General features: G+C 62.9%; 23 protein-coding genes. 8 read left to right on the top strand and 15 right to left on the bottom strand.

The window, feature by feature from the left end; all coding sequences use genetic code 11:
* The 3 genes from IV091_RS15455 to IV091_RS15465 form a co-directional block, all read right to left on the bottom strand.
* Window positions 1-523: sugar nucleotide-binding protein (locus IV091_RS15455; protein WP_293470149.1), on the bottom strand; the 523-nt coding region annotated here is incomplete at its 3' end.
* Window positions 520-1,593 (bottom strand): dTDP-glucose 4,6-dehydratase, encoded by a 1,074-nt coding sequence (gene rfbB / locus IV091_RS15460; protein WP_293470150.1) that lies wholly within the window; start codon window positions 1,591-1,593, stop codon window positions 520-522. The genes IV091_RS15455 and rfbB, both read right to left, overlap by 4 nt.
* Before the next feature lie 35 nt (window positions 1,594-1,628).
* Window positions 1,629-2,492, bottom strand: coding sequence for a Wzz/FepE/Etk N-terminal domain-containing protein (locus IV091_RS15465; RefSeq protein WP_293470151.1), 864 nt, complete (start codon window positions 2,490-2,492; stop codon window positions 1,629-1,631).
* A gap of 210 nt (window positions 2,493-2,702) precedes the next feature.
* On the opposite strand from IV091_RS15465, the gene IV091_RS15470 reads away from it, so the two are divergent.
* The 3 genes from IV091_RS15470 to IV091_RS15480 all read left to right on the top strand — a co-directional run bounded on the left by IV091_RS15470 (window position 2,703) and on the right by IV091_RS15480 (window position 5,037).
* On the top strand, window positions 2,703-3,221 hold the full coding sequence (locus IV091_RS15470) for a phasin family protein (RefSeq protein ID WP_293470152.1): 519 nt from the start codon (window positions 2,703-2,705) through the stop codon (window positions 3,219-3,221).
* 315 nt (window positions 3,222-3,536) lie between these two features.
* Window positions 3,537-4,208: a TetR/AcrR family transcriptional regulator gene (locus IV091_RS15475; RefSeq protein WP_293470153.1), complete on the top strand. Its 672-nt coding sequence runs from the start codon at window positions 3,537-3,539 to the stop codon at window positions 4,206-4,208.
* A gap of 55 nt (window positions 4,209-4,263) precedes the next feature.
* A complete protein-coding gene (locus IV091_RS15480; protein WP_293470154.1) occupies window positions 4,264-5,037 on the top strand; it encodes a hypothetical protein in 774 nt (257 codons plus the stop codon).
* Between the two features lie 16 nt (window positions 5,038-5,053).
* On the opposite strand, the gene IV091_RS15485 is transcribed toward IV091_RS15480, so the two are convergent.
* The 5 genes from IV091_RS15485 to IV091_RS15505 all read right to left on the bottom strand — a co-directional run bounded on the left by IV091_RS15485 (window position 5,054) and on the right by IV091_RS15505 (window position 10,359).
* Window positions 5,054-5,719 carry an HAD-IB family hydrolase gene (locus tag IV091_RS15485; RefSeq protein WP_293470155.1) on the bottom strand — a complete coding sequence of 222 codons (666 nt, stop codon included), beginning with the start codon at window positions 5,717-5,719 and terminating at the stop codon, window positions 5,054-5,056.
* On the bottom strand, window positions 5,707-7,257 hold the full coding sequence (locus IV091_RS15490) for a glycosyltransferase family 39 protein (RefSeq protein ID WP_293470156.1): 1,551 nt from the start codon (window positions 7,255-7,257) through the stop codon (window positions 5,707-5,709). The genes IV091_RS15485 and IV091_RS15490 overlap by 13 nt, the downstream gene beginning before the upstream one ends.
* Window positions 7,258-7,320: 63 nt before the next feature.
* Window positions 7,321-8,262, bottom strand: a complete 942-nt coding sequence (locus tag IV091_RS15495; protein ID WP_293470157.1) for a lysylphosphatidylglycerol synthase transmembrane domain-containing protein — start codon at window positions 8,260-8,262, stop codon at window positions 7,321-7,323.
* A complete protein-coding gene (locus IV091_RS15500; RefSeq protein ID WP_293470158.1) occupies window positions 8,259-9,119 on the bottom strand; it encodes a decaprenyl-phosphate phosphoribosyltransferase in 861 nt (286 codons plus the stop codon). Before IV091_RS15500 ends, IV091_RS15495 begins: the two co-directional genes overlap by 4 nt.
* 106 nt (window positions 9,120-9,225) lie before the next feature.
* On the bottom strand, window positions 9,226-10,359 hold the full coding sequence (locus tag IV091_RS15505; RefSeq protein ID WP_293470159.1) for an ABC transporter substrate-binding protein: 1,134 nt from the start codon (window positions 10,357-10,359) through the stop codon (window positions 9,226-9,228).
* Between the two features lie 162 nt (window positions 10,360-10,521).
* Here IV091_RS15505 and IV091_RS15510 point away from each other — a divergent pair, with 162 nt between their 5' ends.
* Genes IV091_RS15510 through IV091_RS15520 form a run of 3 tightly spaced genes read left to right on the top strand, consistent with a single transcriptional unit; the run spans window position 10,522 to window position 14,043 of the window.
* Window positions 10,522-12,630: a molybdopterin oxidoreductase family protein gene (locus IV091_RS15510; protein ID WP_293470160.1), complete on the top strand. Its 2,109-nt coding sequence runs from the start codon at window positions 10,522-10,524 to the stop codon at window positions 12,628-12,630.
* Window positions 12,631-12,644: 14 nt separating this feature from the next.
* Window positions 12,645-13,742, top strand: coding sequence for an aminopeptidase (locus IV091_RS15515; protein WP_293470161.1), 1,098 nt, complete (start codon window positions 12,645-12,647; stop codon window positions 13,740-13,742).
* Complete coding sequence (locus IV091_RS15520; RefSeq protein WP_293470162.1) at window positions 13,735-14,043, top strand: polyhydroxyalkanoic acid system family protein; 309 nt, start codon at window positions 13,735-13,737, stop codon at window positions 14,041-14,043. The genes IV091_RS15515 and IV091_RS15520 overlap by 8 nt, the downstream gene beginning before the upstream one ends.
* Before the next feature lie 152 nt (window positions 14,044-14,195).
* On the opposite strand, the gene IV091_RS15525 is transcribed toward IV091_RS15520, so the two are convergent.
* From IV091_RS15525 to IV091_RS15535, 3 genes are all read right to left on the bottom strand, one after another.
* On the bottom strand, window positions 14,196-14,450 hold the full coding sequence (locus IV091_RS15525; protein WP_293470163.1) for an acyl-CoA-binding protein: 255 nt from the start codon (window positions 14,448-14,450) through the stop codon (window positions 14,196-14,198).
* 22 nt (window positions 14,451-14,472) lie between these two features.
* The gene (locus IV091_RS15530; protein ID WP_293470164.1) at window positions 14,473-15,240 is read right to left on the bottom strand and encodes a type III pantothenate kinase; all 768 of its coding nucleotides are present in this window, start codon (window positions 15,238-15,240) and stop codon (window positions 14,473-14,475) included.
* Between the two features lie 79 nt (window positions 15,241-15,319).
* Window positions 15,320-15,760: a rhodanese-like domain-containing protein gene (locus IV091_RS15535; RefSeq protein ID WP_293470165.1), complete on the bottom strand. Its 441-nt coding sequence runs from the start codon at window positions 15,758-15,760 to the stop codon at window positions 15,320-15,322.
* A gap of 124 nt (window positions 15,761-15,884) precedes the next feature.
* Between IV091_RS15535 and IV091_RS15540 the strand changes: the two genes are divergently transcribed.
* Window positions 15,885-16,802, top strand: a complete 918-nt coding sequence (locus tag IV091_RS15540; RefSeq protein ID WP_293470166.1) for a PPK2 family polyphosphate kinase — start codon at window positions 15,885-15,887, stop codon at window positions 16,800-16,802.
* A 36-nt stretch (window positions 16,803-16,838) separates the two neighbouring features.
* Here the strand turns inward: IV091_RS15540 and IV091_RS15545 are convergent, their stop codons facing one another.
* The 4 genes from IV091_RS15545 to IV091_RS15560 all read right to left on the bottom strand — a co-directional run bounded on the left by IV091_RS15545 (window position 16,839) and on the right by IV091_RS15560 (window position 21,766).
* Window positions 16,839-17,561 (bottom strand): ABC transporter ATP-binding protein, encoded by a 723-nt coding sequence (locus tag IV091_RS15545; protein WP_293470167.1) that lies wholly within the window; start codon window positions 17,559-17,561, stop codon window positions 16,839-16,841.
* A gap of 14 nt (window positions 17,562-17,575) precedes the next feature.
* Window positions 17,576-19,513, bottom strand: a complete 1,938-nt coding sequence (locus IV091_RS15550; protein ID WP_293470168.1) for a branched-chain amino acid ABC transporter ATP-binding protein/permease — start codon at window positions 19,511-19,513, stop codon at window positions 17,576-17,578.
* A gap of 2 nt (window positions 19,514-19,515) precedes the next feature.
* Window positions 19,516-20,391: a branched-chain amino acid ABC transporter permease gene (locus tag IV091_RS15555; RefSeq protein WP_293470169.1), complete on the bottom strand. Its 876-nt coding sequence runs from the start codon at window positions 20,389-20,391 to the stop codon at window positions 19,516-19,518.
* 142 nt (window positions 20,392-20,533) lie between these two features.
* A complete protein-coding gene (locus IV091_RS15560; protein ID WP_293470170.1) occupies window positions 20,534-21,766 on the bottom strand; it encodes an ABC transporter substrate-binding protein in 1,233 nt (410 codons plus the stop codon).
* 385 nt (window positions 21,767-22,151) lie between these two features.
* Between IV091_RS15560 and IV091_RS15565 the strand changes: the two genes are divergently transcribed.
* Window positions 22,152-22,483: cobalamin-dependent protein (locus tag IV091_RS15565; RefSeq protein WP_293470171.1), on the top strand; the 332-nt coding region annotated here is incomplete at its 3' end.

Consider the following 22,483-nt stretch of genomic DNA (forward strand, 5'->3'; position numbering starts at 1 on the left):
GTTCGCGCTCTTGCGCCAGGCGCAGCATGGTTTTGGCAAAGTTGCCGCCGCGTGCCGCGTAGACCCAGCTGGTTCTGAAGATCAGGTGCCGGCTGCAGTGGGTCGCTATCAACTGCTCGCCTTCAAGCTTGGTCTGGCCATAGACGCTGAGCGGTGCGGGGGTATCGGTTTCCAGCCACGGCTGGCTGCCGCTGCCGTCAAACACGTAGTCAGTGGAGTAATGCACCAGCCAGGCGCCGAGCTTGTGGGCTTCTTGCGCCAGCACGCCGGGGGCCAGGGCGTTCAGGGTGCGGGCCAGTTCGGGCTCGCTTTCGGCTTTGTCTACGGCGGTATGGGCAGCGGCATTGACGATGAGGTCCGGGCGCACCGCTTGCACGGTAGCGGCCAGGCCTTGCAGCTTACTCAGGTCACCGCAGAAATCCTGGCTGTGGCGGTCCAGTGCGATGACTTCGCCCAGCGGGGCCAGGCTGCGCTGGAGTTCCCAGCCGACCTGGCCGTTTTTGCCGAGGAGCAGGATTTTCATGCTTCAGCTGTTGCAGCGTACTGCGTCTGCACCCAGTCGCGGTAGGCGCCGCTTTGCACATGGGCCACCCACTCGGGGTTGGCCAGGTACCACTGCACGGTCTTGCGGATGCCGGACTCGAAGGTCTCGGCGGGCTTCCAGCCCAGTTCGCGTTCGATCTTGCTGGCGTCGATGGCGTAGCGCCGGTCGTGGCCGGGTCTGTCCTTGACATAGCTGATCTGCGCGCTGTAGCTGTTGGCATCTGGCTTGGGGCGCAACTCATCGAGCAAAGCGCAGACGGTGTGCACGATCTCGATGTTGGGTTTTTCGTTCCAGCCGCCGATGTTGTAGACCTCGCCGGGCCGGCCGGCATCCAGCACGCGGCGGATGGCGCTGCAGTGGTCCTTGACGTAGAGCCAGTCGCGCACCTGCATGCCGTCGCCGTAGACGGGCAGCGGTTTGCCGGCCAGGGCGTTGACGATCATCAGGGGAATGAGCTTTTCGGGGAAATGGTAGGGGCCGTAGTTGTTGCTGCAGTTGGTGGTGAGCACCGGCAGGCCGTAGGTGTGGTGGTAGGCGCGCACCAGGTGGTCGCTGGCGGCCTTGCTGGCGCTGTAGGGGCTGTTGGGCTCGTAGCGGTGGGTTTCGGTGAAGGCCGGGTCGGTGGCACCCAGGGAGCCGTAGACCTCGTCGGTGGAAACATGCAGGAATCGGAAGGCCGATTTCGCATCTTCAGGCAAGCCGCCCCAGTAAGCGCGCACGGCTTCCAGCAGGCGAAAGGTGCCGACGATGTTGGTCTGGATGAAATCTTCGGGGCTGTGGATGGAGCGGTCCACATGGCTTTCGGCGGCGAAGTTGAGGACGGCACGGGGCTGGTGCTGGGCCAGCAGGCGGGCGACCAGTTCCGCGTCGCCAATGTCGCCCTGCACAAAGGTGTGGCGCGCATCGTCCTGCAGGCTGGCCAGGGTTTCGAGGTTGCCGGCGTAGGTGAGTTTGTCGAGGTTGACGACGGGCTCGTCGGACTGCGCGAGCCAGTCGAGCACGAAGTTGGCGCCTATGAAGCCGGCGGCTCCGGTGATGAGGATGGTCATGTTTTTTTAGCTCTTGTGGGTCAGATTTTTTTGCGTCAAGCCGCTTGATTTTTCAGGCCCAGCGCCCGGCGAATGCGTGCCAGCTTGCTGGCAGCATTGGCATCGGTGGCGGTAGTACGCAGCGCCTGCCGCACAAAAATGAACAGCAGCAGCAGCAGCCCCGTCCCCAGGGTGGCGCCAATGACCATCAGCGCCTTTTTGGGCTGGCTGGCTTTTTGCGGCAGGGTGGGAGCCTGCACCAGCAGGGCCTCGTTCAGGCCTTCAAGCTGAGTTTCCAGCGCGCTGACCTGGCCTTGAGCGGCGGCGGCGGCGGTCAGCAGGTCGGCGTAACCACGGGCCAATTCGCTTCCGCCGGGGGCGCTGACGACAGACGTTTCCAGACGTTTGAGCATTCCGGCGGCGGCACTTTCAGCGTTTTTGAGGCGTCCTTGCGCTTCTGCCAGTTGCCCCTGAAGACGCTTGCCCACGCTGCCCTTGGGCCGGCTTTGCAGATAGGTTTGCTGGAGCAGGGCATTGGCCGTGGCTTGCGCCTGCTGGGGCGTGGGGGCTGAGACGGTGAGCGTGAGCAGCTTGTCGTTTCGGCCAACTGCAACCTTGAGGTTCTCGCGCAGCGTGCGGCGGGCTTCCTCGACGCTGTCGTCCTTGTCCATGCCCAAGCCCGCAGCCACCGGGTCCAGCACGGCGGCGGTGGTCATCAGGCTGGCGGTGGCCTGCTCGGCCTGGAGCACGGCCACGCTCTGGTAAGTTGGCGGCAGCACAAAGCCCAGGCCCAAGGCACAGATCCCCATAAACAAGGGCCCGATGATGAGCAGCCTGGCGTTTTCGGCCAGGGTGACCAGCAGATCAAGCAGGCCGGGCTCATTCACCGTGGCGGGCACAGGGCTTTGAATTTCATCCATGAATTTTTTAGCAGCTTTTGTAAACAGGTCGCCATTTTACGTGGCACCTGCCTGCGCAAACTTACACCTGTAAGCCCCGTTCGCAGCGCGAAGCCCGCACAGACTGGCGTTCTAGAAGCCAGCCCCTAAAAACCGCAGCATGAAGGGCTTATATTTTTGCTGTGCGCAGCAAATGGTCTGCGCAAACTTTCAATCTACGTGGAGAGACTCATGAGCAAGAAAATGCAAAAAGACAGCGCGGACAGCCAGGCCAGCCCGGACCTGACTGGTGCCGTCAAGGACTCGGCCCAGCAAATCTGGCTGGCTGGCCTGGGTGCCTTTTCCAAGGCGCAACAAGAAGGCGGCAAGGTGTTTGAAGCCCTGGTCAAGGAAGGCCTGACCATTCAGCGCAAGACCCAGTCGACGGCCGAAGAAAAGATCTCTGACGCCACCCGCAAGATGACCCACCTGGCCAGCGACATTCAATCCAGGGCTGGCTACCAGTGGGACAAGCTGGAGAACATATTTGAAGATCGCGTGGCCAAGGCGCTGAACAAGCTCGGCGTGCCGTCGGCCCGGGATGTGGACGCATTAGTGGCGCGCATGGATGAACTTGAAAAACGCATCGATGCGCAGAACCCCAAAGCACCGGCGGCCAGGAAAGCCGTGGCCAAAACTGCGGCTAAAACGGCAGTACCCCAAGCAAACAGCAGCGCAGCCAAGCGGCCAGCAGCCCGCAAGCCAGCCTGACCGCGCAAGACAGGCCTCAAGCTATCAAATAGGGACAGTCTGTCCCTATTTTCGTTTTAGCAAGGCGCCCACCCTGTGGCATCTCTATGAACCGGCCCCCGGTTTGTCATTGCGAGCGAAGCGCGGCGATCCATCGTCGAAAAAGCGCAGTCATGGATTGCCGCACTTCGTTCGCAATGACAGAGATGGATTGCACCGCTTCATGGGCCGGGTTCAGTTCTGGCGCTGACCCTGCCGCCCCGTCATGAGATTCCCTAATTCCGCACAAGGCGCTGTTGGGTTAGAGTACGAAAAAACAAAACCGGGGAGACAGCCATGGCCAAAAAAGCGCCGCGCCGCACGGCAGAGCGGATTCTGGAGGCCGCGCTTGACCTTTTTAACCGCTTTGGCGAGCCCAATGTCTCGACCACGCTGATTTCCGCTGAACTCGGCATCAGCCCGGGCAACCTCTACTACCACTACCCGGCCAAAGACGAGTTGATCAACTCGCTGTTTGACCGCTACGAAAAAGCCCTGGGTGAGCTGCTCAATGCCAGCGACGGCGTGCGCAACGTCGAAGACGCCTGGTTTTTCATGCACTCGCTGTTTGAGCTGATCTGCCAATACCGCTTCCTGTACCGCGACCTGAATGACCTGCTGAGCAAAAACCGCCGGCTTGAAACCCACTTCCAATGGGTGCTCAAAAACAAGACGCGCGCCGTCAGGGCCCTGCTGGACGGCATGAGCCGCGCGGGCGCCATCCGCATGGATGCGCGCGAAGTACAAGCCACTGCCACCAGCATGGTGGTGGTGCTGACCTACTGGCTGAACTTTGAATACGTGCGCGACCCGCGCAACGCGCTGGAGCCGGCCAACGCGCAGGCGGCCTTGCTGCGGGGCGCGCACCATGTGCTGAACCTGCTGGTGCCCTACCTGGAGACCGGCCAGCGCACGCATTTGCAGGCGCTCGTCAACGCCTACAACGGACCCGCAGACCATGCAGGCTGAGCCCGCAAACCGCGCTATAAACAAGACCAATAAGATGCATCAAGGAGACACCCCCATGGCCCAATGGACCGCCTTTCCCCACGCGGGCGACTATGCGTTTGATGCTGCCGCCGTGACACAGCACTGGGACCGGCTGCACCGGGGCGACTGCGAAGCGCTGCCCACGGACCCAGCCGTGCTGCAGGCCTGGGTGCTGTTTCATAACGGCGAGTTCGAGCAGGCGGCACTGGCCGGCCTCGCGGCCGGTGGCGACGGCATCACAGCCGCCAACAAGGCCACCAGCATGTATGCCAACTACCTGGAACCCCAGGAAAAAGTCAAGCTGGCGCTGTTCATGGAAGTGGCCGGGCGCGCTGAAGCGCAGCAGGCGGTGGACCCGACCAATGCCAACGCCTGGTACTGGCAGGCCTACGCCCTGGGGCGCTACAGCCAGGGCATCAGCGTGGCCAAGGCGCTGGCGCAGGGCTTCGGCCATAAAGTGAAGACCGCACTGGAGCACACCCTCACACTGGCGCCCCTGCACGCTGATGCCCATGTCGCACTGGCGGCTTTTCATGCGGAAGTCATCGACAAGGTGGGCGTGCTGATTGGCGGCATGACCTATGGCGCCAAAAAAACGGTGGGCCTGGCGCTGTACAAAAAGGCACTCGCGCTGAACCCCGGCTGCGCATTGGCGCTGATGGAATATGCCAACGGCATGGTCATGCTGGAAGGCAACAGCGCCATGGAAGAAGCGACCCGTCTCTACGAGCAGGCCGCCGACAGCCTGGCACTGGATGCAAGGGAGCGGCTGGATGTGGACCTGGCCGTGGTTGAACTGCAGGAATGATCCATGCGGCGCGGCATCAGGCCCGCGAAAAAGCGTCTTTCCACGGCTTGCCCCGGTACCAGGCCTGCTGGGCCTGGCGCAGCAGAGGTTTGTCGCCGGCCGTGTCGCCATAGGCATACAGCGTCATGGCGCTGAGGGACTCCGCACCAAAGCGCGCGGTCAGCCAGTGGTTCAGGCGCAGCACTTTTTGCGTGCCATGGCAGTTGGGCGTGCGCATGCGGCCCGTCAGGCAAGCGCCCTCGTCGCCCTGCGCCACTTCCATTTCGGTGCAGATCAGGCCGTCCACGCCCAGCTGTTCGGCCACGCGGGCCAGGTAGATGTCGGGCGAGGCGCTGACGATGACGCAGCAGTGCCCGGCCTGCTGGTGCCAGGCCAGCCGCGCCAGCGTCCAGTCCTGCCACTGGCCCTGAAAGTCTTTCGCCAGCCAGCGCGCGCGCCAGTCATCCATCTCGGCCAGGCTGCGTCCGCCCAGCGTGGCCCGCATCAATCTGGCTTTGGCGACATCGTTGCGGACCAGGCGCAGCGCGTACCCGGCCAGCCAGGGCGCGCAGCGCAGCATGGCCCACAAAAAACGCGGCCAGCCCAGGCCGCGCGCCAGAAACGGCAGCAGCGTGTCGCTGCGGGTCAGCGTGCCGTCAAAGTCAAAGGCCGCGACAGCCACCGGCGGGCTTACCGCGGACATCGCACCTGGCCGCAGTAGCGTTCGCAAAACGGGCAGCCCGTCATGGGCAGCCAGGTCGGGATGTTGTAGAACTGCCTGAACGCCTGGCCCAGCACGCCCTGGCGGTAGGCCTCGTAGTTAAAGCCCGTCCCTTGCACCGCATAAAACGGCACCCCGCTTTGCGTGAAGCTGAGCACGGTGACCGTCTCAAAATAGGGCTTGAAGTTTTCCAGCTTCGGCGGGTCGGCCGTGATCACGCGCACGGTCGTGCCCTGGTAGACCGAAAAGTCCACCAGCATGTCGTCTTGCCGCGCGTGAAACCGGCCCACGCCAAACACCGGCATGTACTGGCGCCGCTCAAAGCCGTAGATCGACGCTGCGGTGTAGGACTCGGCCATCAAGACCACGCCGGGGCTTTGCACCTGCCCAAGAATTTCAGCGGTTTTGTAGCTCCGGATGATTTGCGGATACAGCTTGGTGCTCTTCCAGTCGTCCAGCGTGCCCAGGTACAGGCTGCCCAGCACCGCCACATGCAGCGCGGCAAACACCGCCAGCCCCCTGGCGCAGGTCTTGAGCTTGTCGGCCGGCAGGGAAAACGCCAGAAAGGCAAAGCCAAACGGGTAAAACGACAGCACCCAGTGCAGGCCAATCACCTTTTTGGCCGACAGCAGGGTGAAAAACAGCAGCGGCACCAGCACCAGGCAGGCCAGCAGGCGCTGGGCTTTGGCGGTCTGCAGCAGCGCCTGGCGGTGCTTGTAGGCCAGCCACAGCGCCGCTGGCGTGACCAGGTAGGCCATCATGCCCAAGTACATCAGCGGCTTGCGCCACTCAAACACCGCATCTTCGTTGCGGTTGTAGACGTTGAACATGATGTTGGACCAGCCGTGCGACACGTTGTAGGCGATGTTGATGGCCGGCCCCGGCAGCGCGCACAGCACCAGCAGGCCCAAGCCCGCCAACCGGTCGCGCCGGTACAGGCCAAAGTAGGCCAGGTAGGCCAGCCCCAGCACCACCGAAAAATACTTGGACAAAAAGGCGCAGCCCAAAAACAGCCCCGACAGCGCGTACAGGCCGTACGCGGCGCGGTCCAGCTGCGCACGGCGCTCGGCCCGCAGCAGGGCGGCCACCGACAACGCCGACCAGAAGATCAGCGGCGTGTCGGTGGTGACCAGCATGTTGAGCCAGTTCAGCGGCGCCAGCCAGAAGAACAGCACGGCCCAGGCCGCGCGCACCTTGTCCACCGGCTTGAGCGCCCACCACAGCGCCGCGCCCAGTCCCAGCGGCAGCAGCACCGCCGGCAGGCGAATCGACCAGAGGCTGTCGCCCAGCGTGCTTCGCATCAGCGCAATCAGCCAGCCGACCATGGGCGGGTGGTCGGAGTAGCCCCAGTCGGGGTAGACGCCCCACCAGTAGAAAAGCGCCTCGTCGCCGCTGACCGGAAAGCTCACCGCGAGCCAGAACCGCAGCAGCAGCGAGCCCAGGCCGACGGCCAGTAGCCAGCGGCTCAGGGTGGCGGGGAAATTTCCAGAGGAATGGGCGGATGCGGGATTCTGGGACATGGCGAACGGGGAAAGGGGGGAAAAGAACGGGGACCCAAGGGCGCAGGACCGCCGTTACCGAAGTTACCGAAAACTGATTTCCTTGCGAATGGCCGCACTATAAAGCAAGGCCACCAGCCCGATGGCCACCGCCAGCCACAGCGTGAGCAGCCGCGTCAGCACGGTGATGCTCAAGGCCTGGCCGGGTGTGGCGCCGTAGGCCACCAGCAAACCGGCCAGCACGGCTTCGGTGCCGCCCAGCCCGGCGGGCAAGGCCGACAAGGCGCCCGCCACCATGGCCACCGCGTAAAAGCCGGTGGCCGTCAACACCTCCAGGGACACATTCATGTCCCGGCAAATCAGCCACACGGCCACGCCCTGCGCTGCCCAGGCGGCCAGCGTCAGGCCGAACCAGGCCCACGGGCGCAGCGCCAGGCAGCGCCAGGCACCCTCCAGCCAGGCAAAGCGCCGCAGCAGCGCCAGCCGGAACCGGATCATGACGGCCAGCAGCCCCAGCGCCGCCAGCGCGCCCGCCGCCAGCAGCCAGGGCAGCCACGGGGGCGCCGCGCGCAGGGCGCCCTGCCCCATCCCCCACGCCACGGCAGGCAGGCACAGCAGCAGCAAACACAGCAAATCAGCGAGCCGCTCGGCGCCAAAAATAGCCAGGCTTTGCCCGGCGCTTAAAGGCTGGCGCGCCAGCATCAGGCCCCGCACAGCTTCCCCGACATTGCCCGGCGTGGGCGTGAACGCGTAACCCGCCAGGTACAGGCGCAGCCCCTGCATCGGCCCGAAATGGCGACCGTAATGCGCCATCCACAGGCGCCAGCGCAGGCCGCGCAGCGCGTAATTGAGCAGGCACAGGCTGGCCGCCTGCAGCCCGGTCCACGACCACAAAAATGACAGCGAAGCCTGGGGACGCTCGCCCCAGACCAGCAGCGCCGCCGCATAGGCGGTCGCCACCAGGCCCAGCACCAGCAGCAGTTGCTTGATCGGCAGCCTGGGGCGCGGCCTGGCCTCGGGGCTCACAGCCAGGGACTCAAAAACAGCAGCAGCCAGAGCGCGCCGGCCGCCAGCAACCAAGGGTCGCGCAGCAAGTCGCGCGCCACGTCTTCCCCGTGGCCACGGTGCACCTGGTAGGTGTAGCGCAGCATGCCAAAAACGACCACGGGCACGGTGTAGAGCAGGCGCTCGCCGTGCTGGAGCTGCGCCTCGGGGCTGGAGGCAAACAGGCTGTAGGTGGTCAGGGTGGCGGTCAGGGTCACGGCAATGTAGGTGTCCAGCAGCGCCGCCGGGTAATGCGCCAGCACCGCGCGGTGGCTGGCCTTTTCCTGAAAGCTTTCGGCCTTGCGCTTGCAAAACCCAAGAAACAGCGTCACAAAAATCCCGGTCAGCAGCAGCCAGCGGGAAGGCGGAATCCCCACCGCCAGCGTGCCCGCCAGCAGCCTGAGCATGAAGCCGGTGGCGATGATGGACACATCCACCACCGGCACCCGCTTGAGCCGCCACGAATACGCCAGGTTCAGCGACACATACAAGCCCAGCACCACCAGCAGCGTGCGGTTGCCCGCAGCCAGCAACAGGCCGGCCGCCAGCAGCAGACCCGCCAGCACCAGCGCCGCACGCGCCGACACCGCCCCCGTGGCCAGCGGCCGGTGGCGTTTGGCCGGGTGCAGGGCATCACCGACGCGGTCGTGCCAGTCGTTGAGGATGTAGACCATGCTGGAGAAGCAGCAAAACGCGGCAAAGGCCTGCGCCACCCGCCACGCCAGCGGCCCGTCTTGCCAGGCCTGGCTGAACACCAGGCCGGCAAACACAAAGGTGTTTTTAAGCCACTGGTGCGGGCGCATGAGCCGGATCAGGGCCAACAAGGAAAAGGACGGCATCTGGGAGAAAGGAAAAAAGTCAGGTCTGGAGGCGGGGCTGAAAGCAGCGTTCAAGCATAACTGACCCCGCCCCGCAAGGGCCATGACTGAATCGGCTTGGCGCCGGTCAGGTACGCACGCGCCCGTCGCCGGTCAGCATCGACAGTTCCACGAAGGCTGAAGCAACGTGGTCGGTGGGTGAAAACGACACCGCAAAGCCCCCCATCATCTGGTTGCCAATGGCTTCCAGACCGCCGATCAGGGCGTCGCGGGTCAGCTTGCCGCTGGCCCGCTGCAGCCCTTCCACCAGCAGCCTTGCAGCCACATAGCCTTCCATGCTGGAGTAGTTGACGTCGGCCCTGGAACCGGCGGCTTTCACGGCGGCAACAAACTCGCGCGCAATCGGCCGGGCTGAACTGTAGGGCGAAGGCATCACCTGGGACACCACCACACCGGCGCCGTCCTTACCCAGCTCGTCGGCCAGCGCCTGCGTGCCGACAAAGGACACGTTGTAATACGTGCCGCCAAATCCGGCCTTCTTGGCACCACGGATGAAGGCGGCGCACGATTTGTAGGCGCCGATCTGGACCACCGCGTCGGGTCCGGCCGCCACCAGGGTCTGGACCGCCTTGGCCACGTCCACGGAGTTGCGCTCCACGGTGGCTTGCGCCACGGGTTTGAGGCCCAGGCCTGCCAAGGCCAGCGTCACGCCGTCGAGCCCGGCCTTGCCGTAGGCATCGTTCTGGTAGAAAACCGCAATTTTCTTGAGGCCCAGGCTGGTCAGCTGCTTGACGATCAATGCCGTTTCGTCGTTGTATGACGCGCGCACATGGAAGGCATATTTGTTGAACGGATCGCGCAGCGCCATGGCCCCGGTAAAGGGGGCAATAAAGGGTACTTTGGCCTTGATGGCTTGCGGCAAAGCCACCAGGCTCGTGGGTGTGCCAATGTAGCCAAACAGCGCAAACACGTCGTCGGCAATCAGCTTGCGGGTGTTTTCGGCACAGCGGTCGGGCTCGTAGCCGTCGTCGAGCTTGCGAATTTCAATCAGTTGCTTGCCGATACCGCCCTGCGCGTTGACCTGGTCAAAGCAGACCATGGCACCGTTGTGAAACTGAATACCCAGCTGCGCGGCAGGACCGCTGAACGCCGCCGACTGGCCGAGGATAATTTTCCCCTCGGACTGGGCGCGCACCGTGCCAAAGCCTGCAAGCATGACAGCACCGGTGGCAAGGGAGAATTTTCTGCGGTTGACAATCATGTGCATGCTCTCGCAAGGTGGTTAAAGAAATAAAGCAATAAGTGACGCGCGGCACACTTTGTCACGAAGTGACTTTAATCGAGTTTTCCAACGCATCCGGGGTGGGTATGCCCTAAACACCCGGCGTTTTTGCAGCGTGTCCTTTCACGATAAAGTTGGGCCATGAGTAACTCCACCCGCATCGCCCCAGCCTCCCCGGCCCCGCAGCCCGCCACGGGCCCGGTGCAGGTGCGCGGCGCCTGCCCCCATGACTGCCCCGACACCTGCGCCCTGCTGACCACCGTGGAGGACGGCGTGGCCACCAGAGTACAGGGCAACCCCGGCCATCCGCACACAGGCGGCGTGCTGTGCGCCAAGGTGTCGCGCTACACCGAGCGCAGCTACCACCCCGAGCGCCTGCTGCAGCCGCTCAAGCGCGTGGGCCCCAAAGGCAGCGGCCAGTACGAAACCGTGGGCTGGGACGCGGCGCTCAGCGAGATCGCGGTCCGCCTCCAAGCGATTGCGGCGCGCAACCCGGAAGCCATCGTGCCCTACAGCTACGCGGGCACCATGGGCCAGGTGCAGAGCGAAAGCATGGCCGGGCGGTTTTTCAACCGGCTGGGCGCATCCCTGCTGGACCGCACGATTTGCGCGGCGGCGGGCGGCGAAGGCGTGACGCAAACGCTGGGCGGCAAGGTCGGCATGCGGGTGGAGTTTTTTGCCGAGTCCAGGCTGATCATCATCTGGGGCAGCAACTCGATTGGCAGCAACCTGCACTTCTGGCGCTATGCGCAGCAGGCCAAGCGGGACGGCGCCCGGCTGGTGTGCATTGACCCGCGCAGGAGCGAAACCGCCGAGAAATGCCACGAGCACATCGCCCTGCTGCCGGGCACCGACGCCGCGCTGGCGCTGGCGCTGATGCACGAGCTGATCACCCACGACTGGCTGGACCACGACTACATCGCCCGCCACACGCTGGGCTGGCTCAGCCCGGACGGGGGTTTGCGCGAACGGGCGCTGCAGTGGCCGCCCGAGCGCGCCGCCGAGGTGTGCGGCGTGCCGGTCGCGCAAATCCGGGCGCTCGCGCGCGACTACGGCCAGTGCCTTGTCAGCCAGCAACCGGCGGCGATCCGGCTGAACTACGGCATGCAGCGCGTGCGCGGCGGCGGCAACGCGGTGCGCGCCGTCGCGTGTTTACCGGCACTGATTGGCGCCTGGCGGCACCGCGCGGGGGGCGTGCTGCTCAGCAGTTCGGGCGCGTTCCCGGTCGACAGGGCCGCGTTGCAGCGGCCCGACCTGCTGGCCGGGCGCCAGCCGCGCACCGTCAACATGAGCACGATTGGCGACGACTTGCTGCGCGAAAGCTCGCCCGCGTTCGGCCCCAAAATCGAGGCGCTGATCGTCTACAACAGCAACCCGGTCGCGGTCGCACCCGAATCGGGCAAGGTGGTGCGGGGCTTTGCCCGCGACGACCTGTTCACCGTGGTGCTGGAACATTTTCAGACCGACACCGCCGACTACGCCGACTTCATCCTGCCCGCCACCACGCAGCTCGAGCACTGGGACGTGCACAGCGCCTACGGCCACACCGACGTGCTGCTGAACCGCCCCGCCATCGCGCCGCTGGGCCAGGCCAGGCCCAACACGCAGATCTTTCGCGCGTTGGCCGCCCACATGGGGTTTAGCGATGACTGTTTTAACGATAGCGACGAGACGCTGTGCCGCGCGGCATTTGGCGACCAGGTCGATTTTCAGCAATTGCTGGAGCGCGGCTTCGCAAGCCTGAAGCTGCCCGATGCGCCGTTTGCCGAGGGCGCGTTTCCCACGCCGTCAGGCCGCTGCGAATTTTTCAGCGACCGGCTGGCGGCCCAGGGCCTGGATGGCCTGCCCAACCACGTGCCCAACTACGAAACGCCAGGCTCGTCCCGAGACTACCCACTGGCCATGATCTCGCCGCCCGCCCGCAACTTCCTGAACTCCAGCTTTGTCAACGTGAAAAGCCTGCGCGACATCGAGGGCGAGCCGGTGCTTGAAATCCATGCCCAGGATGCCGCCGCGCGCGGCATCTCCCATGGCGGCATCGTCACCGTGTTCAACCAGCGCGGCGAGTACCGGGTCAAAGCCAGCGTTTCAGGCCGCGCCCGGCCGGGCGTGGTCAATGGCCTGGGCATCTGGTGGCGCAAGCTCGGCCTGGACGGCACCAACGTCAACCAGCTCACCAGCCAGCACCTGACCGACCTGGGCCGCGGACCGGTTTTTTACGACTGCCTGGTGCAAGTCCGGGCAGATTGAAACGCATGCCGGCCATGGCAAGCACAGGACTCCGCACGGCACTGGCCGCAGGCATGGCCGCTTTGCTGCTGACGGGTTGTGCCAGCATGGGTTACTACTGGCAGTCGGTCAGCGGCCACCTGCAGTTGCTCAACGCCGCCCGGCCGGTGGCCGACTGGCTGGGCGATGCGCAAACGCCCGCCACGCTGAAAACCCGGCTGACGCTGAGCCAGCGGATTCGCAGCTTTGCCGTGACCGCGCTGCACCTGCCCGACAACGCCAGCTACCGCAGCTATGCGGACCTGCAGCGCAAGGCCGTGGTCTGGAACGTGGTGGCGGCGCCCGAGTTTTCACTGACGCTGAAAACCTGGTGTTTCCCGGTGGCCGGCTGCGTCGGCTACCGCGGCTATTTCAGCGAGCCCGACGCCATGGCCGAGGCTGCGCGGCTCAAGCAGCAGGGCCTGGAAGTCAGCGTCTACGGTGTGCCGGCCTACTCCACCCTGGGCTGGCTGAACTGGGCCGGCGGCGATCCGCTGCTGAGCACTTTTGTGGCTTATCCGGAAGGCGAGCTGGCGCGGCTTATTTTTCATGAACTGGCGCACCAGGTGCTGTACGTACAGGACGACACGGCGTTCAACGAATCATTTGCCACGGCCGTTGAACGCCTGGGCAGCCGCCAGTGGCTGGACAGCCAGGCCAGCGCGCAAGCCCGCCACGCCTACGCCGAATTTGACGGCAGGCGCCAGCAGTTCCGGGCGTTGGCCCTGGCCACACGGCGCGAACTGGAGGAAATTTACAAGGGGAAAGACCCTGAAGCCGAGGATAAACGGTCGCTATCAGCTATTAAATTAATAGCAATGCAGCGCTTTCGCGAAGACTACGCGCGGCTCAAGGCCACTTGGGGCGGCTATGCCGGCTACGACCCCTGGGTAGCGCGCGCCAACAACGCCTCGTTTGGCGCGCTGGCCGCCTACGACGATCTGGTGCCCGGCTTTGAAGCGCTGTTTGAAAGCGAAGGCCGCCACTGGCTCCGGTTTTATGATGCGGCGAAGCGGCTGGCCCGCCTGCCCAAAGATGCGCGGCACAATGCCCTGAAAACCCAGACACCCTCCACAGGAATCCCCCATGGCTGACATCCGGATCGAACGCGCGCACTCCCTGGGCCTGCCAGCGGCGCGCAAAATCGCCTTCACATGGACAGAACAGGCCGAAGAAAAATTTGACATGGCCTGCGCCTACGAGCAAGGCCAGAGTTGCGACCAGGTCAGCTTTATCCGCTCGGGCGTGAGCGGCACGCTCACGGTCACCGCCGACGGCTTCGCGTTAAACGCCAGACTCGGTTTTTTACTCAGCGCCTTCAAGGAAAGGATAGAGGCGGAGATCGCCAAAAACCTCGACCAACTGATGGCCGACAACCGGGCCGCAGGGGAATAACCAGCAGCCAAGGGAACAGGAAGTTACCAACATCCCGGTCATTGCGAGCGAAGCGCGGCAATCCATGACTGCGCTTTAGGGGCGATGGATCCCAGCACTTCGTTCGCGATGACGAAGGTATTTCGATTATTTCTACGTCCCTGATCGGCCCATCAGCTCAGATCGGCAATCAGGTCGATGTACTGCTGCATGGCAGCGTCCTGCGCGGTGCCCTTGAGCTTGCTCCAGGCGTCCCACTTGGCGCGCGCCACCATGTCGCCAAAGCCCGGTTTTGCCTCCGTGTTGTCGCCCGTGCTGCCTTGCTTGTACAGGGAATAGAGTTTCAAAAGCGTGGCGTTGTCGGGGCGCTCGCTGAGGTTTTTTGAGTCCAGCACGGCTTGGTCGAAGGTGGCTTTGAGGTCTGACATGGGTGTTTCGTTTCTAAAAATTTCAGCTTGCAAAGCGGCGGGAGGCAATTTCCAGCAGCCCGTCAAAAATCAGGTTGTCCACCAGTTCAAACTCGACCGACATGCTGGGCGCCATCTTCCAGCCGGCGCCGCCGGTCATGATGCAGGCGGGCGCCTGGCCGCAATGGCGGGTGAGGTTTTCAACCATGCGCTGCACGGCGCCCGCAATCGCAAAGGTTCCGCCGCTGGTCAGCGCATCGCTGGTGTTGGTGGGGAAATCGGTCACATCGCCGGTCGGCACATGCAGGCCGGCTGTGCCCGACTCCAGCGCGCGCAGCATGATGCCGTGGCCGGGCAAGATAATGCCGCCCAAAAATTTTCCGGAGGTGTCGATGGCCTCGACCGTCACCGCCGTGCCCACCATCACCACCACGCAGGGTTTACGGATGCCGCGTGCCAGCAGCCGGTGGTAGGCGCCAATCATCGCGACCCAGCGGTCGGCACCGAGGCGCGCCGGATGGTCGTAGCCGTTGGTCAGGCCGGCCTCTTGCGGGCTCGACACGACCCAGCGCGGCGCCACCTCCCAGAGGTCCATTTGCTCGGCCACGCGCCGCTTGATGGCGTCGCTGGCCACGACGCAGCCGAGAATCCGCGTGGGCGGGGGCATGGTACTCCACTCGTTTTCAGCGAGTTTGTCGATGTTTTCCAGAAACACCGCACCTTGGGCCAGCAGTTTGGCGCCAGGGACCGGCGCGTCGTACATGGCCCATTTCAGGCGGGTGTTGCCCACGTCAAGTGCTAAAAATGTCATTGCGCTGAATTATGAACAGATTTGCCTGGCACCATTCACGCCCCCAGCCAAAGCCAGAAATAAAAAGACCGATTCGCTTTTATTTCTGGCACCATGGCAAGCCATGAAAACGCCAGCCCCCGCGCTGACCCCGGTGACCCTGATCGTCCGGATCGCCTTCAAAGCCCTCCAGGATGTTGTAGGCCTCCAGGCCCAGTTCGCTGGCCCGCCGGGCAGCGGCGATGGAACGCACACCGCTGCGGCACAACAACACAACTTTTTTCCCGGCGGGCACGGACTTCAGGCCGTCATCGAAACCGGCATTCATCACCATGCCGGGCCATTGCTTCCAGGCCAGCGCCAGCGCGCCCGGCACATAGCCCACCCATTCGCGCTCGGCGTCGCTTCGCACGTCGACCAACACCGCCTCGCCCGCCTGCACCCAGGCAAAGGCAAGCGGCGGTGCAATGTCACCGGCGTAGCCTGATGCGGGTTGAACCTGGAAGGATGCGGAAGCATTCGGTGGTGTCACAGTTTTCATGGCGTAGTCTGTCGAGGTGTGTGTCAAACGATGCCCGCAGGCAAAAGGCGAGTGTATTGCGTCACAGCATCCCGGGCAGCATGCAAAATCAGGTGGCCACAACCACAATCCCCTGGAGACCCTGATGTCCTCTAACCATATTCAAGCGCCGGCCTCGCAAGACGCGCCCCCGAGCAAGGCCGACCTCAAGTCGCTCGCCAAGCTGATTGCCCGCTGGCAACCGCCCCCAGCCAGCAAGGCGCCCGCCGACGGCGGCAAGAAAGGGAAAGGCTGGTCGCTGACTGACTTCGATCCTGCGGCCAAGCCCTTTTCCGGCGGGGACAAACAGGCTGACAGGGAGGCCGTCGATGCACTGGCGATCGAGCTTGATGCCCTGCAAAACCTGTTTTACGCCGACAAGCGCTACAAGCTGCTGGTGATTTTGCAGGGCACTGACACCTCCGGCAAGGACGGCACCCTGCGCGGCGTGTTCAGCCGCATCAGCCCGCTGGGCGTGCATACCGTGGGATGGAAAGCGCCTGGCGAGGACGAACGCGCGCACGACTATCTGTGGCGCATTCACCAGTTGGTGCCGCGCGCAGGCGAGATGATGATCTTCAACCGCAGCCACTACGAGGATGTGCTGGTGCCGCCCGTCAACGGCTGGATTACGCCCGCACAAACGGCCCAGCGCTACCAGCACATCAACGACTTTGAGCGCATGCTCACCGAAACCGGCACGGTCGTGCTCAAGTTCATGCTGCACATCAGCCTTGACGAGCAAGGCCGGCGGCTCCAGGAGCGCATTGACGACCTGGACAAAAACTGGAAGTTCAGCCTGGGCGATCTGGAGGTGCGCAAGCAGTGGCCGCAATACCAGCAAGCCTATGAGGATCTGCTGAACGCCACCAGCAGCCCCTGGGCGCCCTGGACGGTGGTACCCGCTGACTCCAAGACCCACCGAAACCTGATGATCGCCACCATCGTGCGCAGCACGCTGCAACAGATGGACTTGCGCTACCCGCCCAGCGATCCGGCCCTGAAGGGCTTGAAGATCATCTAGCGGGCGGGCACCGTCCGCAGCAAAGCCCCCTCAGTCTCAGTGCCCGCCGCCCAGATAGGCGGCCTTCACCGCCGGGTCGTCGCGCAGGCTGGCCGCTTCGCCATGCACCGTGATCCGGCCATTTTCCAGCACATAGCCATAATCCGCCACCTTCAGGGCAGCAGCCGCGAACTGCTCGACCAGCAGCATGGTGACGCCGCGCGACTTCAGGTCGGCAATGATGCGGAACACCTCTTCCACCAGGATGGGCGCCAGGCCCATGGAGGGCTCGTCCAGCAAGACGATTTCGGGGTTCAGCATCACGGCTCGGGCCATCGCCAGCATTTGCTGCTCACCGCCGGACAGCGTGCCGGCCAGCTGCATGCGCCGCTCCTTGAGGCGCGGAAAAAGCTCCATCGCCCGCTCCAGGTCGCCGTGCACGTCGCCCTTGGGGCGGCTGCCGGTCAGGCGTGGAAAGGCGCCCAGGATCAGGTTGTCGGTCACCGTCATGGTGGCAAAGACACGCCGTCCTTCAGGGGAGTGGGCCAGTCCCTGCTTGGCAATGGTGTAGGACTCCAGGCCATCGATGCGCTTGCCGTGCAGGTTGATCTCGCCGGCCGTGGGCTTGATCATTCCCGATATGGCGCGCATGGTGGTGGTTTTGCCGGCGCCATTGGAGCCGATCAGCGTGACGACCTTGCCCTTGGGCACTTCCATCGAAATACCGTGCAGGACCTGCACCTTGCCGTACCCGGCTTCCAGATTCTTGATACTCAACATGGTCAATTCCTTCCTTATGCGGCCGTGCCACCGAGGTAAGCCTCGATGACCTTTTCATCAGCCTGCACATCGGCGGGCTTGCCCTCGGCAATTTTCTGGCCGAAGTCGAGCACCGAGACGGTGTCGCACATGCTCATCACCACATCCATGTGGTGCTCGATCAGTATCACGGTGATGCCGTGGTCGCGGATCTTGCGGATGATGGTCACCAGCTCCTTGATGTCAGGCGCGGTCAGGCCGGCAGCCGGCTCGTCCAGCAGCAGCAGTTGCGGGTCGAGCGCCAGTGCCCGGGCAATCTCCAGCAGCCGCTGCTTGCCGTAAGGCAGGTTGCGCGCTTCTTCGGTGGCCAGGTCAGCCAGACCGACAAAGCGCAGCAAACCCATGCCGCGTTCGATGGCGGAGGCCTGCTCGCGCAGGTAGCGCGGCGTGTGCAGCGCCACATCCACGATGTTGCTGTTGAAGGTGTGGTGCAAGCCCACCTGCACGTTCTGCAACGCCGTCATTTCGCCAAACAGCTGCACGTTCTGGAAGGTGCGGGCAATACCTGACAGCGCGATGTCGGACGAGGTGCGCCCGACCACGGAGCGGCCCGCAAAGTCGATGCTGCCGGCCGTTGGCACATAAATGCCGGTCAGCACGTTCATCATGGTGCTCTTGCCCGAACCGTTCGGGCCAATCAGGCCGTGAATGGTGCCGCGCTGGATGCGCAGATCGACCTCGTTGATCGCCTTCAGACCGCCAAACTGCATCAGCACGCCTTTTGCAATCAGCAGATCGCCGCCGGCCTCGGCCCCGCCGGCACTGGCGGCCACCGAGATGGCATCCTTGCCATGGTCCTCGCCTGCCTTGCCGATGAACTCGGGTGCAGGCTTGCGCACATGGAACAGCGCGCGCACAAAGCCGACGATACCGTTTTGCAGGTAATAGACGACAAACAGAATCATCAGGCCAAAGATGCTCAGCCGCCAGTCGGTGATCGACTCCAGCCAGAAGGCAAAACCGGCCAGCGCGATGCTTCCGACCACCGGAATGGCCATCGCCTTGGGCGTGGTGATCTTCTTGAAAATGCCCACCACACCGCCGACGGTGATCAGCGCGGCCAGGACCGTGGCGACCATGCGGAACAGTTCCAGGTCGTCCAGCAGTTTGGGCAGGATCACGATGATGGCAGCGCCCAGCAAGGCACCGGAACGGGTCTTGCGCCCGCCCATGATGACGGCCAGCAAGAACAGCACGGTCAGCTCGAAGTTGTAGGTGTTGGGCGAGATGTACTGCTCTGAATAGGCATACAGGCAACCCGCCAGGCCGGCAAATCCGGCGCTGATCACGAAGGCATACACTTTGTAGCGATAGACCGATACGCCCATGCAGTCAGACGCCACCGGGCTGCCGCGCAGCGCCTCGAAAGCACGGCCCAGCTGCGAGCGCAGGATGCGGTCGACCACCACCAGCGAAATCACCATGAGCGCAAAAGTCAGCCAGTAAAAGTCGTGCTCATCGAGCTTGTAGCCGGCAATGGATGGCTTGGGAATCGTGATGCCGAGCGGGCCTTCGGTGAGGAAAGTCATCTCGTTGATCAGGATCTGGATGATGGTGCCGAAGGCCAGCGTCACCATGGCCAGGTAAGGCCCGGTCACGCGCAGCGCTGGCAGGGCCAGCAAGGCGCCAAAAGCAGCCGTCACGGCAATGCTGGCCGGGATGATGACCCACAGCGGCGCGCCCAGCTTCATGAACAGCACGCCGGCGGTGTACGAACCGACGCCAAACAAACCGGCATGGCCCAGCGATACCTGGCCGGTATAGCCGACCACGATGTCCAGCCCGTACAGCAGGATCGCGTAAATCATGATCGTGCCGACCATGTGGATGTAATAGGAATTGCTGGTCATGAGCGGCACGGCGGCCAGCAAGGCCAGCCCCAACACAGCGGCAATAAGAGTCTTGCGGTTCATCTTCAAACTTTCTTGATCGCGTTTTTGCCGAACAGGCCGGCAGGCTTGAAAGCCAGCACCAGCAGCAACAGCACCAGTCCGGGAACGTCCTTGTAGCCCGTGGACAAGTAAAAACCAGTGGTGGTTTCGGCCACACCCAAAATAATGCCGCCCACAATGATGCCCATGCCGCTGGTCAGTCCGCCAATGATGGCGACCGCAAAGGCCTTGAGACCCAGCACCGCACCCATGGTGGCGCCCGTCATGGTCAACGGGGCGACCAACGCACCGGCAAACGCAGCAGAAGCAGAAGACAGCGCGTAGGAAAAGGTGATCACCAGGCCGGTATTGATGCCCATCAGCTTGGCCGCGTCGCGGTCATTGAAAGTGGCAACGACGGCCTTCCCGTAAATCGTCTTGCGGTTGAAAAATTCAACGGCCAGCATCATCAGCACGGCGCCCACCACCACGAGGATTTCCATGGGCAGCACATTGGCACCAAGCACCTTGAGGGGCGACTCGGGCAGCGGCGACGGAAACTTCATGTCGTCCCGTCCCCAGACATTTTCCGCCACGTTCTTGAAAATAATGCCCAAGGCGATCGTCGACATGATCCAGCCGAACTCGCTCTTGATCTTGATAGCGGGACGCACGCCGATACGCTCGACCAGCCCCCCTTGAAACAGACCAAAAATAATGACCAGGGGGAGCATCAGCCAGTAATTCACGCCCATGCCGACCAGGGTCAATCCGACCATGGCACCCAGCATGAGCGCATCGCCCTGGCCGAAATTAAGGGTATCGGAGGTCTGAAAGGTCAGCTGGTAGCCAAAAGCAATGACCGCATAGATCATGCCCATCGCAATACCGCTGAAAATAAGTTGAAGCAGGATTTCCATACATTCAGTTCCACAAAATGGGTTAAAGCCCGACTACTGCGCATGGCGCATAGAAACGGGCTTCAGTGGCGCTCAACATAAAAAAGCACCGCGAAGGCTGAATCAGCCGTCGCGGTGCGGATTTTTACATCAGCTCGCCAAATTACTTCTTGGCAGCGGGTGCTGCAGCCTTGGCGTCTTTAACGCGCAGGTCGCCGCCTTTTTTCATGTCTTCCGCATAGGCGTAGACCACCTTGCCAGACTTGACTTCACCCATCACTGGAATATTGGCGGTGATGGCTTCATGGTCTGCTTTCGTAAACGGCTTGTCATAAGTCGTCACCACGCCCTCAACCTTGGTGTTGAGGTTTTCCAGGGCTTCGCGAATTTTCGGGCCATCGGTGCTGTTGGCCTGCTTGATGGCAGCTGCCAGCAAATAGACGGAGTCATAGCCCTGCGCTGCCGACACCGGTGAATCGATGCGGTTGTTCTTGGGCTTGAAGGTTTTCAGGTAGGCATCGATGAAGGCCTTGCGCTTGGGGGTGTCAGCCTGCTGGATGAAGGTTTGTGGCATGCGCGCGCCTTCTCCGCCAGGGCCGGCGTTGTCAATGAAGTTGGCCATCGAGAGCGTCCAGCTACCGACCATAGGCACTTTCCAGCCGAGCTTGGTCATGCCGTTGGCGATCTGCGCCAGTTCAGGACCAATCGCATAGGTCAGGATCACTTCAGCACCGGCTTCCTTGGCCTTGAGCAGCTGGGCGGTCATGTCCACATCCTTGATGTTGAACTTCTCGACGGCGACAGGCTTGACGCCCTTGGCGGTCAGCGCTTTTTCCAGGTCTTCGCGGCCGAGCTGGCCGTAGTTGGTGGAGTCAGCCAGAATGGCGACCTTCTTGAAGCCGCGGCGGGTGACGGCCTCTTCCACAATCATGGGCGCCTGAATGCTGTCGGCAGCCGCATTGCGGAAAATGTAGTTATCGGGCTGGTCCTTGAACTGCTGCGTGACGATGCTGCCGGTGGCCACGTTGTTCATCACGGGAATCTTGGCATCCTGGAAGAAACGCTGCGATGCCAGTGACACACCGGTGTTGATGTAGCCGACCGTCGCAGCAACTTTTTCCTTGTTGATCAGTTCCTGGGCGATCTGCACACCGCGCTCGTTCTTGGCCTCGTCATCACGCTCGACGAGTTGCAGCTTGCGGCCCATCACGCCGCCGCTCTTGTTGATTTCCTCGGCGGCAAGCCTGACACCGTCACGCATGCTCACGCCCATGGAAGAAGAACCGCCGGTGAAAGGCCCTTGCACCCCGATCTTGATCGGCTCGGCAGCGGTGGCCATGCCGGCAACGCTCAAAACAGCAGACGCAATAGCCAATTTGGCAAAACGAATATTCATGAAGTCTCCAAGGTAGTAAATAGTTTGTGCGTACACGTCAGTCAACGCCATCACGCCTCTTCGGCCCCTTAAGGCCTCGGATCAACCCCTAATCTAGCTGATTTACCCGAATGCCGTCCTAGTACTTTCCACAAAGAGGGCGAAATTAAGCGCGAAAAGTGCTGAATTTTTTTAAATCCTGCCAAAAAATATTTCACGCTCCGCAACAGGGTGCGCCAGGACACAAATACATAAGGGTTATCCCGCATTTCAAGATACCACCCCAAAAACGACGCATTCAAGCGTGAAAACTTTTTGCGGTCGTTTTAATTGACGTTTACGTAAACGTAATATCATTCGACTCTGGCCTCCAGCCGGAGCCCATCGCCACAGCAGAGGAATTCCCATGACCGACCTGTCCGCAGACTACCAGGCGCTTGCCAACTACCGCCCCACCCACAAGGTGCGCTTCATCACGGCCGCCAGCCTGTTTGATGGTCACGATGCGGCCATCAACATCATGCGGCGCATTTTGCAGAGCATGGGCGCCGAAGTGATTCACCTGGGGCACAACCGCAGCGTCGATGAGGTCGTGACGGCCGCCCTGCAGGAAGACGCGCAGGGCATCGCCATCAGCTCCTACCAGGGCGGACATGTCGAATACTTCAAGTACATGGTCGATCTGCTGAAAAGCCGCGGCGGCGAACACATCCAGATCTTTGGCGGCGGCGGCGGCGT

The sequence above is a fragment of the Polaromonas sp. genome (assembly GCF_018780625.1).
Lineage (GTDB): Bacteria > Pseudomonadota > Gammaproteobacteria > Burkholderiales > Burkholderiaceae_C > Polaromonas.